Raw genomic sequence first — 14,120 nt, 5'->3', positions numbered from 1 at the left:
TCATGGACCCTTCCCCTGGCTTGTCCCTCCTCACACTCTTCGCCGAATTCGGCATGATTCTTTTTGCTCTGATCCTGGTTTTGCTCAACGGTTTTTTCGTTGCGGCCGAATTCGCCATGGTCAAGTTGCGCTCGACCCGGGTCGAAGCCATTGCCGAGCAGAACGGCTGGCGCGGGCACATCCTGCGCACCGTTCACAGCCAGCTCGACGCTTACCTGTCGGCGTGCCAGTTGGGTATCACCCTGGCCTCGCTGGGCCTGGGCTGGGTCGGTGAGCCGGCGTTCGCCCATATCCTCGAGCCGTTGCTGGGCGCGGTCGGCGTACAGTCGCCGGAAGTGATCAAGGGCGTGTCGTTCTTCACCGCGTTCTTCATCATTTCGTACCTGCACATCGTGGTCGGTGAACTGGCGCCCAAATCCTGGGCCATTCGCAAACCCGAGCTGCTGTCGCTGTGGACCGCCGTGCCGCTGTACCTGTTCTACTGGGCCATGTACCCGGCGATCTACCTGCTCAACGCCAGCGCCAACGCCATCCTGCGCATCGCCGGCCAAGGCGAGCCCGGCCCGCATCACGAACACCATTACAGCCGCGAAGAACTGAAACTGATCCTGCACTCCAGCCGTGGCCAGGACCCGAGCGACCAGGGCATGCGCGTGCTGGCCTCGGCCGTGGAAATGGGCGAGCTGGAAGTGGTGGACTGGGCCAACTCCCGGGAAGACCTGGTGACGCTGGAGTTCAACGCGCCGCTCAAGGAAATCCTGGCGATGTTCCGTCGCCACAAGTTCAGCCGTTACCCGGTGTATGACAGCGAGCGCCAGGAGTTCGTCGGCCTGCTGCACATCAAGGACCTGCTGCTGGAACTGGCGGCCCTGGATCACATTCCCGAGTCGTTCAACCTGGCCGAACTGACCCGGCCACTGGAGCGCGTGTCGCGGCACATGCCGCTGTCGCAATTGCTGGAGCAGTTCCGCAAGGGCGGCTCGCACTTCGCCTTGGTCGAGGAAGCCGACGGCAACATCATCGGCTACCTGACCATGGAAGACGTGCTGGAAGTGCTGGTGGGTGACATCCAGGACGAACACCGCAAGGCCGAACGCGGCATCCTGGCCTACCAGCCGGGCAAACTGCTGGTACGCGGTGATACGCCGCTGTTCAAGGTCGAGCGTCTGCTGGGGATCGACCTGGACCACATCGAAGCCGAAACCCTGGCTGGGTTGGTCTATGAAACCCTCAAGCGCGTGCCGGAAGAGGAAGAAGTGCTGGAAGTCGAAGGCCTGCGGATCATCATCAAGAAGATGAAAGGGCCGAAGATCATTCTGGCGAAGGTGTTGATGCTCGATTGAGTCTGTAGGAGCTGACGAGCGAAGCGAGGCTGCGATCTTTCCCCTGACACTTGAATCTCAAGCGAAAGATCAAAAGATCGCAGGCTTCGCCAGCTCCTACAGAGCAGAAAGACCGAGTCGCTTTCATCGCGGGCAAGCCTTGCTCCCACAGATAAATCCCTCCACCACAAAAGCCCCTCGAATCTCCAGTGCTATTGCTTGCCCAACGCAAAGTTGGGCAGGTCGCCCACCGGTTGATTGAACTGGTAGGGAATCGACACCAGCCCCAGGCCGGTATTGCGCTGCACCACGAAATGCAGGTGCGGGCCTGAGCTGTTGCCGGTATTGCCCGACAACGCCAACGGCGCGCCCACCCCGACCCGCTGCCCTTCCCGTACGCTCACCGAACCTTTCTGCAAGTGCAGGTAGACGCCCATGGTCCCGTCATCGTGCAGCACCCGCACGAAGTTGCCCGAAGGGTCGTCCCCGCGGCCGGTCTGCTCGTTTTCGGTCTTGATGACCACGCCGCCCCGCGCCGCGATGATCGGCGTGCCCACGGGCATGGCAATGTCCATGGCGTAGCGGTTCTTCGGGCCGTAATGGCTATACTGGCCGTTGGCACCCTGGCTCAGCCGGAACGGCCCGCCACGCCACGGCAACGGGTACTGATAGGCCTGTGCCGCGCCTGCGGGGTCGCCCAGGGAATATTCGAACCTTGGGGTGTAGACCAGCGGCCTCCCGGGCGCAGTGGCCGTGAGCAGCGCCAGGCGCAGGTTGCTGCGCGCCGGCAGCACCCGGCGAATCGGCCGGCTCGGTGCCCCGCTGACGTTGCGAAGCCCGGCGAAACTCAACTCGATCTCCACCGGCGCATACAGGTCGTTGCGCACGAACACCGCGTCCGCGCCGTTCTGTTTCTTGATATCGAGGAATACCTGTCGCTCCAGGCGCTCGACCATGCGGTCGCGGAACACGAACACCTGGGCGCCCTTGCTGGGGCGGTCGCTATAGGACACCACGCCATTGGCGTCGGTGGATTTGTAGATCGTCATGGCCATGGCCGAGGTGGAGGCCAGGACAAGACCACAGGCAAACAGCAGGGGAGCGAGCATGGGCAAAGGTTCTGTCGAAAAATGAAGGCCTGCACAGCAGCCTAGCAGCTGGGATGGACCAGCGTAGTCGACGGATGTTTCAAAATTGGATCAACGCTCGGTGTTGGATCTTATGGCCCCATCGCGAGCAAGCTCGCTCCCACAGGGATCTTCAGTGTTCACTGAACCGAGTGTGGGAGCGAGCTTGCTCGCGATAGCGGACTCAAGGGCGCCGCCGAATCAAGCGCCAGGTACGAAGTGCTTCTGCGCGGTGCCGCGGGCGATCAGGCGGGAGATGTAGTCGAGTTTCTGCGGGTCTTTGTCGACGAAGCGGAACGTCAGTTGCAGCCATTCGCTGTCGGGCGTCTGTTCATGGGCGACGATGGCGTGCAGGTAGCCGTTGAGACGAGCGGTCTCGGCGTTGTCGCCCTGCTCCATGTCCAGCACGGCGCTTTCGAGCACTTGTGGCAGGGTGTCGGTGCGCTTGACCACCAGCAGCGCTTCCTTGAGGCTCAGGGCCTTGATCACGCATTGCTGGGTGCCGCTGGACAGGCGCAACTGGCCCTGGCCGCGGTTGGCCGACGAAGCGGTGGCGGCTACCGGCGCCTTGACCGGTGGGCTGTTGAGCAAGCCACGGGCCGGGGCAGCAGCGGCGGCGGCGGGAGCAGCGACCGGCTTGGCAAAAGGATTCACGACAGGGGCCGAAGCCACAGCGGCAACCGGAGCCTTGCCGCCCGTCAGGGCGCTCAGGGAGTCATTGCCGAACGCCGAGTTCATCTTGGTCGGGGCGCTGTTCATCAGCGTGTCGAGCTTGCCGACCTTATGCAGGGCCTGCTTGACCTTGGTCAGTAGCTGCTCGTTGGTGAACGGCTTGCTGACGTAGCCGGAAACGCCGGCCTGGATCGCCTGGACCACGTTTTCCTTGTCGCCGCGGCTGGTGACCATCACGAACGGCATGCCCTTGAGGTTGTCCTGCTGGCGACACCAGGTCAGCAGTTCCAGGCCGGACATTTCCGGCATTTCCCAATCGCACAACACCAGGTCGAACGCTTCGCGAGCCAGCAGGGCTTGGGCTTTCTTGCCGTTCACCGCGTCTTCGATGCGCACGCCCGGGAAGTAGTTGCGCAGGCACTTCTTCACCAGGTCACGAATGAACGAAGCATCGTCCACGACCAACACACTGACCTTACTCATCCAGATACACCTCTAAAAAATCCCGGCAAGCATACCGCTTTTACTGATGGCACATTGCCAAAAACCTTCAGTCACGCCGGGACTTTTCGTTCGCGGGGTGCTGCTTTCGATTAAAAAAAACCCAAAAAAAAGCCCGACCAGAAGGCCGGGCACTTTTCCTGGCAATCTTACTTATCGTCAGTTTCGCTCGGAACATTAGCAGTTTCGGACGAGGTGCCCTCAACTTCTTCCTTCATGCGCTTGAGTCCCAGATGCCGGACATCGGTGCCGCGCACCAGGTAGATGACAAGTTCCGAGATGTTGCGCGCATGATCGCCGATACGCTCCAGAGAACGCAGCACCCAGATGATGCTCAACACCCGGGAGATGGAGCGCGGGTCTTCCATCATGTAAGTCGCCAGCTCGCGCAGGGCGGTCTTGTATTCGCGGTCGATGATCTTGTCGTACTGGGCCACCGACAACGCCAGGTCGGCGTCGAAGCGGGCAAAGGCGTCCAGTGCATCGCGCACCATGTTGCGCACCTGGTCGCCAATGTGGCGAACCTCGACGTAACCGCGCGGCGCCTCGCCTTCTTCGCACAACTGAATGGCACGACGGGCGATCTTGGTGGCTTCGTCGCCGATCCGCTCAAGATCGATCACCGACTTGGAGATACTGATGATCAGGCGCAGGTCGGAAGCCGCCGGCTGACGACGGGCCAGGATACGCAGGCACTCCTCGTCAATGTTGCGCTCCATCTGGTTGATCTGGTCATCGATTTCACGCACCTGCTGAGCCAGGCCGGAGTCGGCCTCGATCAGCGCGGTCACCGCATCGTTGACCTGCTTTTCCACCAGCCCGCCCATGGCCAGCAAGTGACTGCGCACTTCCTCAAGCTCAGCGTTGAACTGTGCGGAAATGTGGTGAGTAAGGCCTTCCTTCGAAATCATCTTGTTCGCTCCGCGAAAGTTGCAAGCTTCAAGCTGCAAGCTTCAAGCAGTTAAATGTTGATCCTGATAGCGCAGTGCGGCTATGCAGCTGCCTCGACTAGCCGTAGCGACCGGTGATGTAGTCCTCGGTCTGCTTCTTGGCCGGATTGGTGAACAGCGTATCGGTATCGCCGAATTCCACCAGTTTGCCCATGTACATGAACGCGGTGTAGTCGGAAACCCGCGCCGCCTGTTGCATGTTGTGGGTCACGATGACGATGGTGAACTTGGACTTGAGCTCGTAGATCAGTTCTTCGACTTTCAGCGTCGAGATCGGGTCCAGGGCCGAGCAGGGTTCGTCGAGCAGCAGCACTTCCGGCTCCACGGCGATGGTGCGGGCGATCACCAGACGCTGCTGTTGACCGCCGGACAGGCCCAGGGCCGACTCATGCAGGCGGTCCTTGACCTCATCCCACAGCGCCGCGCCCTTGAGCGCCCATTCCACGGCTTCGTCGAGGATGCGCTTCTTGTTGATGCCCTGGATGCGCAAGCCGTAGACCACGTTCTCGTAGATGGTTTTCGGGAACGGGTTGGGCTTCTGGAACACCATGCCCACGCGACGACGCAGCTCGGCCACGTCTTCGCCCTTGCGGTAGATGTTGTTGCCGTAGAGGTTGATTTCCCCTTCGACGCGGCAGCCGTCCACCAGGTCGTTCATGCGGTTGAAGGTGCGCAGCAAGGTCGACTTGCCGCAGCCCGACGGGCCGATGAACGCGGTGACGCGCTGTTTCGGGATGTTCAGGCTGACGTCATACAGCGCCTGCTTCTCGCCGTAGAACAGGTTCAGGCCGGGCACTTCGATGGCGACGGTTTCCTGGGCCAGGTCCAGGCTCTGCTTGTCGCGGCCCAGGGCCGACATGTTGATGCCGTGTGTATGTGCTTCGTGTTGCATGGGAGGCTCCCTGTGCTAACAAATTCGGTTCGGAACGCCTTTGTGGCGGCCCCATAAAATTTCGGTGAACGCCGATCAGTGTGGGAGCGAGCTTGCTCGCGAAGGGGCCCTCGAGGCCGCCAGAAGCTTCGCGAGCAAGCTCGCTCCCACAGACCATCAGCTATCCAGTGCTTTGTACTTCTCGCGCAGGTGGTTACGGATCCACACCGCCGACAGGTTGAGCGTGGCGATCACCAGCACCAGCAGCAGCGCCGTGGCGTACACCAGCGGTCGCGCCGCTTCGACGTTCGGGCTCTGGAAGCCCACGTCATAGATATGGAAGCCCAGGTGCATGATCTTCTGGTCCAGGTGCAGGTACGGGTAGTTGCCGTCCAGCGGCAGCGACGGGGCCAGTTTCACCACGCCTACCAGCATCAATGGCGCCACTTCACCGGCGGCACGGGCCACGGCGAGGATCATGCCGGTCATCATCGCCGGGCTCGCCATGGGCAGGACGATTTTCCACAGGGTCTCGGCCTTGGTCGCGCCGAGGGCCAGGGAGCCTTCGCGCACGGTACGCGGAATCCGCGCCAGGCCTTCCTCGGTGGCCACGATCACCACCGGCACCGCCAGCAGCGCCAGGGTCAGGGACGCCCAGAGCAGACCCGGGGTGCCGAAGGTCGGCGCCGGCAAGGCCTCGGGGAAGAACAAGCGGTCGACCGAACCACCCAGCACGTAGACGAAGAAGCCCAGGCCAAACACACCGTAGACGATGGCCGGAACGCCCGCGAGGTTGTTCACCGCGATGCGGATCAGGCGGGTCATCGGGCCCTGACGGGCATATTCACGCAGATAGACCGCCGCCAGCACACCGAACGGCGTCACAATCATCGCCATGATCAGCGTCATCATCACGGTGCCGAAAATCGCCGGGAAGATGCCGCCTTCGGTGTTGGCTTCACGAGGGTCGTCGCTAAGGAATTCCCAGACCTTGCTGAAATAGAAACCGAGCTTGGTAAAGGTGCCCATGCCGTTCGGTTGATAAGCGTGTACTACCTTGCCGATACCGATTTCCACTTCCTTGCCGTTGGCATCGCGGGCAGTCAGGCTGTCGCGGTTGAATTGTGCATGCAGGTCGGACAGGCGCGCTTCGATATCCTTGTAACGGGCATTGAGTTCGGCGCGCTCGCTTTCCAGGTCGGCTTGGGCGGCGGCGTCGAGCTTGCCGTCCAGCTCCAGTTTGCGACCGTGCAGGCGGATGCGCTCCAGGCCAGCGTTGATTGCACCGATGTCGACTTTTTCCAGGGTCTTGAGCTCGGCGGCCAACTGGTTGACCCGCTGTACGCGAGCCTGCAGTTGCGGCCAGGCGGCCTCGCCTTCGGCGATGACCTTGCCGTCTTCCTTGACGTTGACCAGGTAGCCGTAGAAGTTGCCCCACTCACGGCGCTCGATCGCCATCAGTTCCGGCGGCGTGGTCTGGTTGGTCAGCCACTCGCCGACAATCCAGGTGAAGTCAGTACCGTTCAGGTCCCGGTTACCCACCTTGATCAGTTCGCGGGTCATGAACTCCGGGCCTTCGTCCGGCACCGGCAGGCCGGCACTTTTCAGGCGCTCGCGCGGCACTTCTTCTTTCTGTACGACTTCGCCGACCACCAGGTGCGCAGGCATGCCCGGCACGTTGTAGTTGGCATGGACCAGGTCCGCCGGCCAGAAGTGGCCCAGGCCGCGCACGGCGATCACCGCCAGCAGGCCAATGGTCATGATGACCGCGATGGACACCGCGCCACCGCTGATCCAGACGCCGGGGGCGCCGCTCTTGAACCATCCTTTCAGGGAGTTCTGTTTCACAGACTTCTACCTTTCTTAAAGCGACGAATATTTCTTGCGCAGACGCTGACGGATCAGCTCGGCGAGGGTGTTCATGACGAAGGTGAACAACAACAGCACCAGGGCCGACAGGAACAGCACGCGGTAATGGCTGCCGCCGACTTCCGACTCGGGCATCTCCACCGCCACGTTGGCCGCCAGGGTGCGCAAGCCTTCGAACAGGTTCATTTCCATGACCGGCGTGTTACCGGTGGCCATCAACACGATCATGGTCTCGCCCACCGCACGGCCCATGCCGATCATCAGCGCCGAGAAGATACCGGGGCTGGCGGTGAGGATGACCACGCGGGTCATGGTCTGCCACGGCGTGGCACCGAGGGCCAGGGAGCCCAGGGTCAGGCCGCGCGGCACGCTGAACACGGCGTCTTCGGCGATGGAGTAGATGTTCGGGATCACCGCGAAGCCCATCGCCAGACCGACCACCAGAGCGTTGCGCTGGTCGTAGGTGATGCCCAGGTCATGGGAGATCCACATGCGCATGTCGCCGCCGAAGAACCAGGCTTCCATGTACGGGCTCATGTACAGCGAGAGCCAGCCCACGAACAGGATCACCGGGATCAACAGGGCGCTTTCCCAGCCATCCGGCACTCTCAGGCGAATGGATTCCGGCAGGCGGCTGAAGACGAAACCGGCGACCAGGATGCCGATTGGCAGCAACATCAGCAGGCTGAAAATACCTGGCAGATGCCCTTCGACGTACGGCGCCAGGAACAGGCCGGCGAAGAAGCCGAGGATCACCGTCGGCATGGCTTCCATCAGTTCGATCACCGGCTTGACCTTGCGGCGCATGCCCGGGGCCATGAAATAGGCGGTGTAGATCGCCGCGGCGACCGCCAGCGGCGCGGCCAGCAGCATCGCGTAGAACGCCGCTTTCAGGGTACCGAAGGTCAGCGGCGAGAGGCTCAGCTTGGGTTCGAAGTCGGTATTGGCGGCGGTCGATTGCCAGACGTACTTGGGTTCGTCGTAGTTTTCATACCAGACCTTGCTCCACAGCGCGCTCCACGAAACTTCCGGGTGCGGGTTGTCCAGCGTCAGCGGTTGCAGCTTGCCGCCCTGTTCAACGATCAGGCGGTTGGCCCGTGGCGACATGCCGAACAGGCCTTGGCCATCGACCACCTGGTCCACCAACAAGGTGCGGTGGGCGGTGCTGTGGAACACACCAAGCTTGCCGGCCGCGTCGAGCGCAACGAAGCCCTTGCGACGCTCTTCGGCGCTGATTTCAACAATCGGCGTGCTGCCCATCTGGAACGTACGAATCTGTTTGAAGCGCAACTCGCCGTCCGGATCGCGGGCCATGAACCACTGGGCCAGGCCACCCTTGGAGTCGCCGATGATCAGCGAGATCCCGCCCACCAGCTGGGTGGCGGCGGTGACTTGGGCGTCGGCGTTCTCGAGCAGTTTGTAGCGGCCGTTGAGGCTCTTGTCCCGCAGGCTGAACACGTCGGCCTGGGCACGCCCGTTGACCACATACAGCCATTGCTGACGCGGGTCGACGAAGATGTTCTTCACCGGCTCGGTCATCTGCGGCAGGTCGATGCGGGTCTGCTCGCTGGTGACCTCACCGGTCATCATGTTTTCTTCGCTGGTGAGCGACAGCACTTGCAGCTGGGCACCGCTGGAGCCGGCCAGCAGCAGGGTCGAATCGGTGGCGTTGAGGCTGACATGTTCCAGGGCCGCGCCCTGTTCGTTCAATGCGATGGGCGTCTCGCCGTAAGGGTATTCGACGGCAGGCGAGATGGTTTTCTTGCCATCCGGGTAGCTGACCTTATAGGTGTGGCGGAATACCAGGGCCTGGCCGTTGGACAGACCGATTGCCACCAGCGGGCTGCCGGGCTGGTCTTCGCCAATGGCGGTCACGCTGGCGCCGGCCGGAATCGGCAGGTCGACGCGGCGCAGTTCGGCGCCACTGCTGAGGTCGAAGAACAGCGCCTGGCCCTTGTCGGAAATCCGCATGGCGACCTGGTTCTGTTCTTCGATGGAGATCATCAAGGGTTTGCCGGCGTCTTGCATCCAGGCCGGGGTGATCGAGTCCTTGGCGGTCAGGTCCGCGCCCTGGAACAGGGGCAGCACCACGTAGGCCAGGAAGAAGAAGATCAACGTAATGGCAGCCAGGACAGCGAGGCCGCCGACCAGCACGTACCAGCGGGTCAGGCGATCCTTGAGCGCGCGAATACGGCGCTTGCGTTGCAGCTCAGGCGTATTGAAGTCAATGCGCTTGGGAGGGGAAGTCGTAGTCATTGTGGAATTGGCCAGATCATTCATGCGCACACCCTAGCGATCCTGTATGACAGAAAGATGACAATGCAGTGACGCAACAAATCCGCCGCCGAGGGAACCGGCAGCGGACAGGAATTTGGGGTTGTGGGACAGCTTGCTCGCAAAGTCAGTCAACATCCCTGTTGAATGCACTGACCTCTTCGCGAGCAAGCCCGCTCCCACAGGAGTCCGGACTTCGGCCCGGGCTCAGGTATTACTTCTTGGCGACGCTGCCGCCTTCCGACAGACCCAGGTCAGCCAGTGCCTTGGCGGCTACTTTGGCTGGCAACGGGATGTAACCGTCCTTGACTACAACTTCCTGGCCTTGCTTGGACAGGACCAGCTTCACGAACTCGGCTTCCAGCGGGGCCAGAGGCTTGTTCGGTGCCTTGTTGACGTAAACGTAGAGGAAGCGCGACAGCGGGTACTTGCCGTTCAGGGCGTTTTCTTCGGTGTCTTCGATGAACTCAGTGCTGCCTTTCTTGGCCAGGGCCACGGTCTTCACGCTGGCGGTCTTGTAGCCGATGCCCGAGTAACCAACGCCGTTCAGCGAAGAGCTGATCGACTGCACGACCGAAGCCGAGCCTGGTTGTTCGTTGACGTTTGGCTTGTAGTCGCCTTTGCACAGGGCTTCTTCCTTGAAATAGCCGTAGGTGCCGGATACCGAGTTACGACCGAACAGTTGCACTGGCTTGTTGGCCAGGTCGCCGGTCACACCCAGGTCGCCCCAGGTTTTCACGTCGGCTTTCGCGCCGCACAGGCGAGTCGACGAGAAGATCGCATCGACCTGTTCCATGGTCAGGTGCTGGATCGGGTTGTCCTTGTGTACGAATACTGCCAGGGCGTCCACGGCAACCGGGATAGCGGTTGGCTTGTAGCCGTACTTCTGTTCGAAGGCTTGCAGCTCGTTGTCCTTCATCTTGCGGCTCATCGGGCCCAGGTTGGAGGTGCCTTCGGTGAGCGCAGGTGGCGCGGTGGAGGAACCGGCGGCCTGAATCTGGATGTTTACGTTCGGGTATTCTTTCTTGTAGTTCTCGGCCCACAAGGTCATCAGGTTGGCCAGGGTATCGGAGCCGACGCTGGACAGGTTGCCCGATACACCAGTGGTCTTGGTGTAGCTCGGGATCGCAGGGTCAACAGCGGCAACCGCGTTGGCAGTCGCAACGCCAGCAGCGACAAAAGTCATTGCCGCCATCAAACGCTTCAGTTTCATGCCTTACTCCTAGCAGATAGGGTGTGTTAAGTCGGCCAAGTATCGGTAAGCCGTGTGAACACTCTATGGCTGAAATATGACAATTGGATGAAAGGCCAGTATCGAGTTTTGCAGGATGATTCTGTGGCGTTCCCCATCGCGAGCAAGCTCGCTCCCACAGGGGCTTTGCGGTGAACGCAGAACCCTTGTGGGAGCGAGCTTGCTCGCGATCAGGCCAGACCTAGCGCCCCTTCTTCCAGAGATAACCGCCCACCACAACCCCGATCCCACAGATGGCCGCCACGTAATACGCCGGCCCCATCGAGCTCTCTTTCAACAGCAGGGTCACGATCATCGGCGTCAATCCGCCGAAGATTGCATAGGCCAGGTTGTAGGAGAACGACAAGCCGCTGAAACGCACCACGGCCGGGAAAGCATTGACCATGACATAAGGCACCGCGCCGATGGTACCTACCAGCAAGCCACTCAAGGCATACAGCGGAAACAGCCATTCGGGGTGATCGAACAGGCAGTGGTAGAAGGTCCAGAACGTGATCAACAGCAAACCGCTGCCGAAGACAAACACCCGGCCAGCACCAAAACGATCGGCCAGCACACCCGCACCGATGCAACCGAGACTCAGGAACACGATCGCCAGGCTGTTGGCCTGCAACGCAGTGGTCGGACTGAAGTGGTACACCGTCTGCAGCACGGTCGGTGTCATCAGGATGACCACAATGACGCCGGCCGACAGCAGCCAGGTCAACAGCATGGAAATGGCGATGGCGCCGCGGTGATCACGCAACACGGCCCGCAGCGGCACTTCCTCGGCCAGGGCCTTGCGCAGTTGCAGCTCGGCGAACACCGGGGTTTCGTGCAACCAGCGGCGCAGGTACACCGAAAACAACCCGAACACGCCACCCAGCAGGAACGGGATCCGCCAGGCGTAATCGGCCACTTCCACCGGTGTATAAATGCTGTTGATCGCCGTGGCGACCAGCGAACCCAACAAAATCCCCGCCGTCAGGCCGCAGGTCAGCGTGCCGCAGGCATAGCCGATGTGGCGCGCCGGAACGTGTTCGGAAACGAATACCCAGGCACCCGGCACTTCCCCGCCGATGGCCGCGCCCTGGATCACCCGCATCAGCAACAGCAGGATGGGCGCCCACATGCCGATCTGTGCATAAGTGGGCAGCAGGCCCATGATCAGGGTCGGCACCGCCATCATGAAAATGCTCAGGGTGAACATCTTCTTGCGCCCCAGCAGGTCACCGAAGTGAGCCATGACGATCCCGCCCAGCGGCCGGGCCAGGTAACCGGCGGCAAAAATGCCGAACGTCTGCATCAAGCGCAGCCACTCGGGCATTTCGGCAGGGAAGAACAATTTGCCGACCACGGTGGCAAAGAACACGAAAATGATGAAATCGTAGAACTCCAGCGCACCGCCCAAGGCAGAAAGCGACAGGGTCTTGTAATCGTTGCGGGTCAATGGACGTGCCGGTTGTGCGGGCGTCGCCGTGCTCGAAGGCGCAGTGGTCATGGCAAGGACTTCTCTTATAGTTGGTTCTGCAACCCTGTTGACACGGGTTGGGGGCCTGGGCAGGTCCGGCACGATAGCAAATTGTTCGAAAAAGCACATAGAGGTGCGTATTTGATAGTCAAAATCAGAACCGAGTGGTCGTCTCGACGTCTATCGCCCGATATACTCGCAACCTTGCAGTACTCTGTAAGGGGTTGCTGTGCGAAAACGTCGTTGGTGGTGTAGTACCAAAACCAGCCGGTTTCGCAGAGTTTCCCTTTGGCACGCCTTTACGAAAAACGTGACGAACGCAGTATGTTCGGGCTGAATCGTTTTTTACAAAGACGGCTATTCACCTGAAGTACAAGACAGCGTTACGGGTCAGAGGCCCCCCCGGCATGATAGAGCTCGAACAAGAAGATCCAATCCCGCAAGGCGACCTGGCCCTGCAAATCACCGCGCTCCCTCGCGAGACCAACGGCTTCGGCGATATTTTCGGCGGCTGGCTGGTGTCCCAGATGGACCTGGCCGGCACCGCCATGGCCAGCAAAGTGGCCGGCGGACGCGTGGCCACCGTGGCGATCGATCGCATGGCGTTCCTCGTGCCGGTGGCAGTGGGGGCGCAGCTTTCCTTTTATACCCAGGCGCTGGAAATCGGCCGCAGTTCGATCCAGATGATGGTCGAAGTCTGGAGCGACGACCCGCTGTCCAGTGAATGGCGCAAGGTGACCGAGGCGGTATTTGTCTTCGTCGCCATCGACGGCAGCGGTCGCACCCGCTCGGTTCCGCCGCGCGCCCGTTAAACACGGCGGCCGTTTTGCGGTCCATTGCAGTCCCTGTTCCCGAGCGAGATTTGCAACATGCCTACGCCCAACGTCGAAGCCGTCAAACTGGATGAACTGAACGCCTGGCGCATCCGCCACGGCCAGGCCGAGTTGCTGGTGGCCCAACAAGGCGCGCATATCCTCAGTTATCAAGTGGACGGCCAGCCGCCGCTGATCTGGCTTAACGACCAGGCCACGTTCAAGGCCGGCAAGAGCATCCGCGCGGGCGTGCCGGTGTGCTGGCCGTGGTTCGGCAACCTGACGCGCAACCCCGACAGCGTACAGGCCATGCGCGTGAGCAACGATCCGGCCACCGCCCACGGCCTGGTGCGAACGATGGATTGGGAGTTGAAGGGCATCGAAGCCGAAGGCGCAAGCCTCAAGGTGGAATTCGTGCTGCCCTACCCCGAGAACGGCCTTGCGGGCTGGCCTCACCAGGTCGACCTGACGCTGGCCATCGTGATGGACGAGCAACTGCATATCCGCCTCACCAGCCATAACCGTGGCAGCGAAACCGTCAGCCTCAGCCAGGCGCTGCACAGCTACTTTGCCGTGAGCGACGTGCGCAACGTGCAGGTCGAAGGGGTCGATGGCTTGAGCTACATCGAGACCCTGGACGACTGGAAAACCGTCACCCAGGCCGGCAACCTGCACTTTGCTGGCGAGACCGACCGCATCTACCTCGATACCCCGCCAAAGCTGAGCATCATCGACCCACAGTGGGAACGCCGGATCGAGCTGACGAGCAGCGGCTCACGCTCGGCGGTGATCTGGAACCCCTGGACCGAACGCGCCAAGGCCTTCAGCGACATGGCCGACGACGGCTGGCAGCGCATGCTGTGCATCGAGACGGCGAACGTGATGGACGATGTGGTGACGTTGTTGCCGCAGGCCAGCCATACCCTGGGCGTGAGCATCGGCAGCAAGCCGCTCTAAACCACACCAAAAAAAACCTGTGGGAGCGAGCTTGCTCGCGATAGCGCCATGACAGTCAACATC

Annotated in this window: 11 protein-coding genes; 3 read left to right on the top strand and 8 right to left on the bottom strand. The window is 61.4% G+C overall.

Annotation, left to right across the window (positions count from 1 at the left end; all coding sequences use genetic code 11):
* The first annotated feature begins 2 nt into the window (after nucleotides 1-2).
* The gene (locus QMK47_RS01560; protein WP_214511205.1) at nucleotides 3-1,343 is read left to right on the top strand and encodes a hemolysin family protein; all 1,341 of its coding nucleotides are present in this window, start codon (nucleotides 3-5) and stop codon (nucleotides 1,341-1,343) included.
* A 191-nt stretch (nucleotides 1,344-1,534) separates the two neighbouring features.
* On the opposite strand, the gene QMK47_RS01555 is transcribed toward QMK47_RS01560, so the two are convergent.
* The 8 genes from QMK47_RS01555 to QMK47_RS01520 form a co-directional block, all read right to left on the bottom strand.
* The gene (locus tag QMK47_RS01555) at nucleotides 1,535-2,431 is read right to left on the bottom strand and encodes a peptidoglycan DD-metalloendopeptidase family protein (protein WP_258690132.1); all 897 of its coding nucleotides are present in this window, start codon (nucleotides 2,429-2,431) and stop codon (nucleotides 1,535-1,537) included.
* 219 nt (nucleotides 2,432-2,650) lie between these two features.
* On the bottom strand, nucleotides 2,651-3,604 hold the full coding sequence (locus tag QMK47_RS01550; protein ID WP_258690131.1) for a response regulator: 954 nt from the start codon (nucleotides 3,602-3,604) through the stop codon (nucleotides 2,651-2,653).
* A gap of 167 nt (nucleotides 3,605-3,771) precedes the next feature.
* Nucleotides 3,772-4,533: a phosphate signaling complex protein PhoU gene (gene phoU, locus QMK47_RS01545; RefSeq protein WP_253470706.1), complete on the bottom strand. Its 762-nt coding sequence runs from the start codon at nucleotides 4,531-4,533 to the stop codon at nucleotides 3,772-3,774.
* A 97-nt stretch (nucleotides 4,534-4,630) separates the two neighbouring features.
* Nucleotides 4,631-5,464 carry a phosphate ABC transporter ATP-binding protein PstB gene (gene pstB, locus QMK47_RS01540; RefSeq protein WP_072411200.1) on the bottom strand — a complete coding sequence of 278 codons (834 nt, stop codon included), beginning with the start codon at nucleotides 5,462-5,464 and terminating at the stop codon, nucleotides 4,631-4,633.
* Between the two features lie 156 nt (nucleotides 5,465-5,620).
* The gene (pstA, locus tag QMK47_RS01535) at nucleotides 5,621-7,291 is read right to left on the bottom strand and encodes a phosphate ABC transporter permease PstA (protein ID WP_253470704.1); all 1,671 of its coding nucleotides are present in this window, start codon (nucleotides 7,289-7,291) and stop codon (nucleotides 5,621-5,623) included.
* 15 nt (nucleotides 7,292-7,306) lie between these two features.
* Nucleotides 7,307-9,340, bottom strand: a complete 2,034-nt coding sequence (locus tag QMK47_RS01530) for an ABC transporter permease subunit (RefSeq protein WP_253478351.1) — start codon at nucleotides 9,338-9,340, stop codon at nucleotides 7,307-7,309.
* 460 nt (nucleotides 9,341-9,800) lie between these two features.
* On the bottom strand, nucleotides 9,801-10,799 hold the full coding sequence (locus tag QMK47_RS01525) for a phosphate ABC transporter substrate-binding protein PstS (RefSeq protein WP_072347557.1): 999 nt from the start codon (nucleotides 10,797-10,799) through the stop codon (nucleotides 9,801-9,803).
* Nucleotides 10,800-11,019: 220 nt separating this feature from the next.
* Entirely contained in the window at nucleotides 11,020-12,318 is a 1,299-nt protein-coding gene (locus QMK47_RS01520; RefSeq protein WP_214511200.1) for an MFS transporter, read from the bottom strand.
* Nucleotides 12,319-12,695: 377 nt separating this feature from the next.
* Here QMK47_RS01520 and QMK47_RS01515 point away from each other — a divergent pair, with 377 nt between their 5' ends.
* Both QMK47_RS01515 and QMK47_RS01510 read left to right on the top strand, forming a co-directional pair.
* Complete coding sequence (locus QMK47_RS01515) at nucleotides 12,696-13,100, top strand: acyl-CoA thioesterase (protein ID WP_003177184.1); 405 nt, start codon at nucleotides 12,696-12,698, stop codon at nucleotides 13,098-13,100.
* Between the two features lie 57 nt (nucleotides 13,101-13,157).
* Nucleotides 13,158-14,057, top strand: coding sequence for a D-hexose-6-phosphate mutarotase (locus tag QMK47_RS01510; RefSeq protein ID WP_258690130.1), 900 nt, complete (start codon nucleotides 13,158-13,160; stop codon nucleotides 14,055-14,057).
* Nucleotides 14,058-14,120 lie beyond the last annotated feature (63 nt).

The organism is Pseudomonas sp. P9_35, assembly GCF_034008205.1.
In the GTDB taxonomy this organism is placed as follows: Bacteria; Pseudomonadota; Gammaproteobacteria; order Pseudomonadales; family Pseudomonadaceae; genus Aquipseudomonas; species Aquipseudomonas kilonensis.
The sequence above is the reverse complement of the archived record's forward strand: the minus strand, read 5'-3'. Positions and strand labels throughout refer to the sequence as shown.

What these genes read in the sequence shown, in the direction of transcription:
- QMK47_RS01560 (WP_214511205.1), top strand. Translation starts at nt 3, where the DNA reads ATGGACCCTTCCCCTGGCTTGTCCCTCCTCACACTCTTCGCCGAATTC.
- pstB (WP_072411200.1), bottom strand. Translation starts at nt 5,464, where the DNA reads ATGCAACACGAAGCACATACACACGGCATCAACATGTCGGCCCTGGGC.
- QMK47_RS01525 (WP_072347557.1), bottom strand. Translation starts at nt 10,799, where the DNA reads ATGAAACTGAAGCGTTTGATGGCGGCAATGACTTTTGTCGCTGCTGGC.
- phoU (WP_253470706.1), bottom strand. Translation starts at nt 4,533, where the DNA reads ATGATTTCGAAGGAAGGCCTTACTCACCACATTTCCGCACAGTTCAAC.
- QMK47_RS01530 (WP_253478351.1), bottom strand. Translation starts at nt 9,340, where the DNA reads ATGCAAGACGCCGGCAAACCCTTGATGATCTCCATCGAAGAACAGAAC.
- QMK47_RS01520 (WP_214511200.1), bottom strand. Translation starts at nt 12,318, where the DNA reads ATGACCACTGCGCCTTCGAGCACGGCGACGCCCGCACAACCGGCACGT.
- QMK47_RS01550 (WP_258690131.1), bottom strand. Translation starts at nt 3,604, where the DNA reads ATGAGTAAGGTCAGTGTGTTGGTCGTGGACGATGCTTCGTTCATTCGT.
- QMK47_RS01510 (WP_258690130.1), top strand. Translation starts at nt 13,158, where the DNA reads ATGCCTACGCCCAACGTCGAAGCCGTCAAACTGGATGAACTGAACGCC.
- QMK47_RS01555 (WP_258690132.1), bottom strand. Translation starts at nt 2,431, where the DNA reads ATGCTCGCTCCCCTGCTGTTTGCCTGTGGTCTTGTCCTGGCCTCCACC.
- QMK47_RS01515 (WP_003177184.1), top strand. Translation starts at nt 12,696, where the DNA reads ATGATAGAGCTCGAACAAGAAGATCCAATCCCGCAAGGCGACCTGGCC.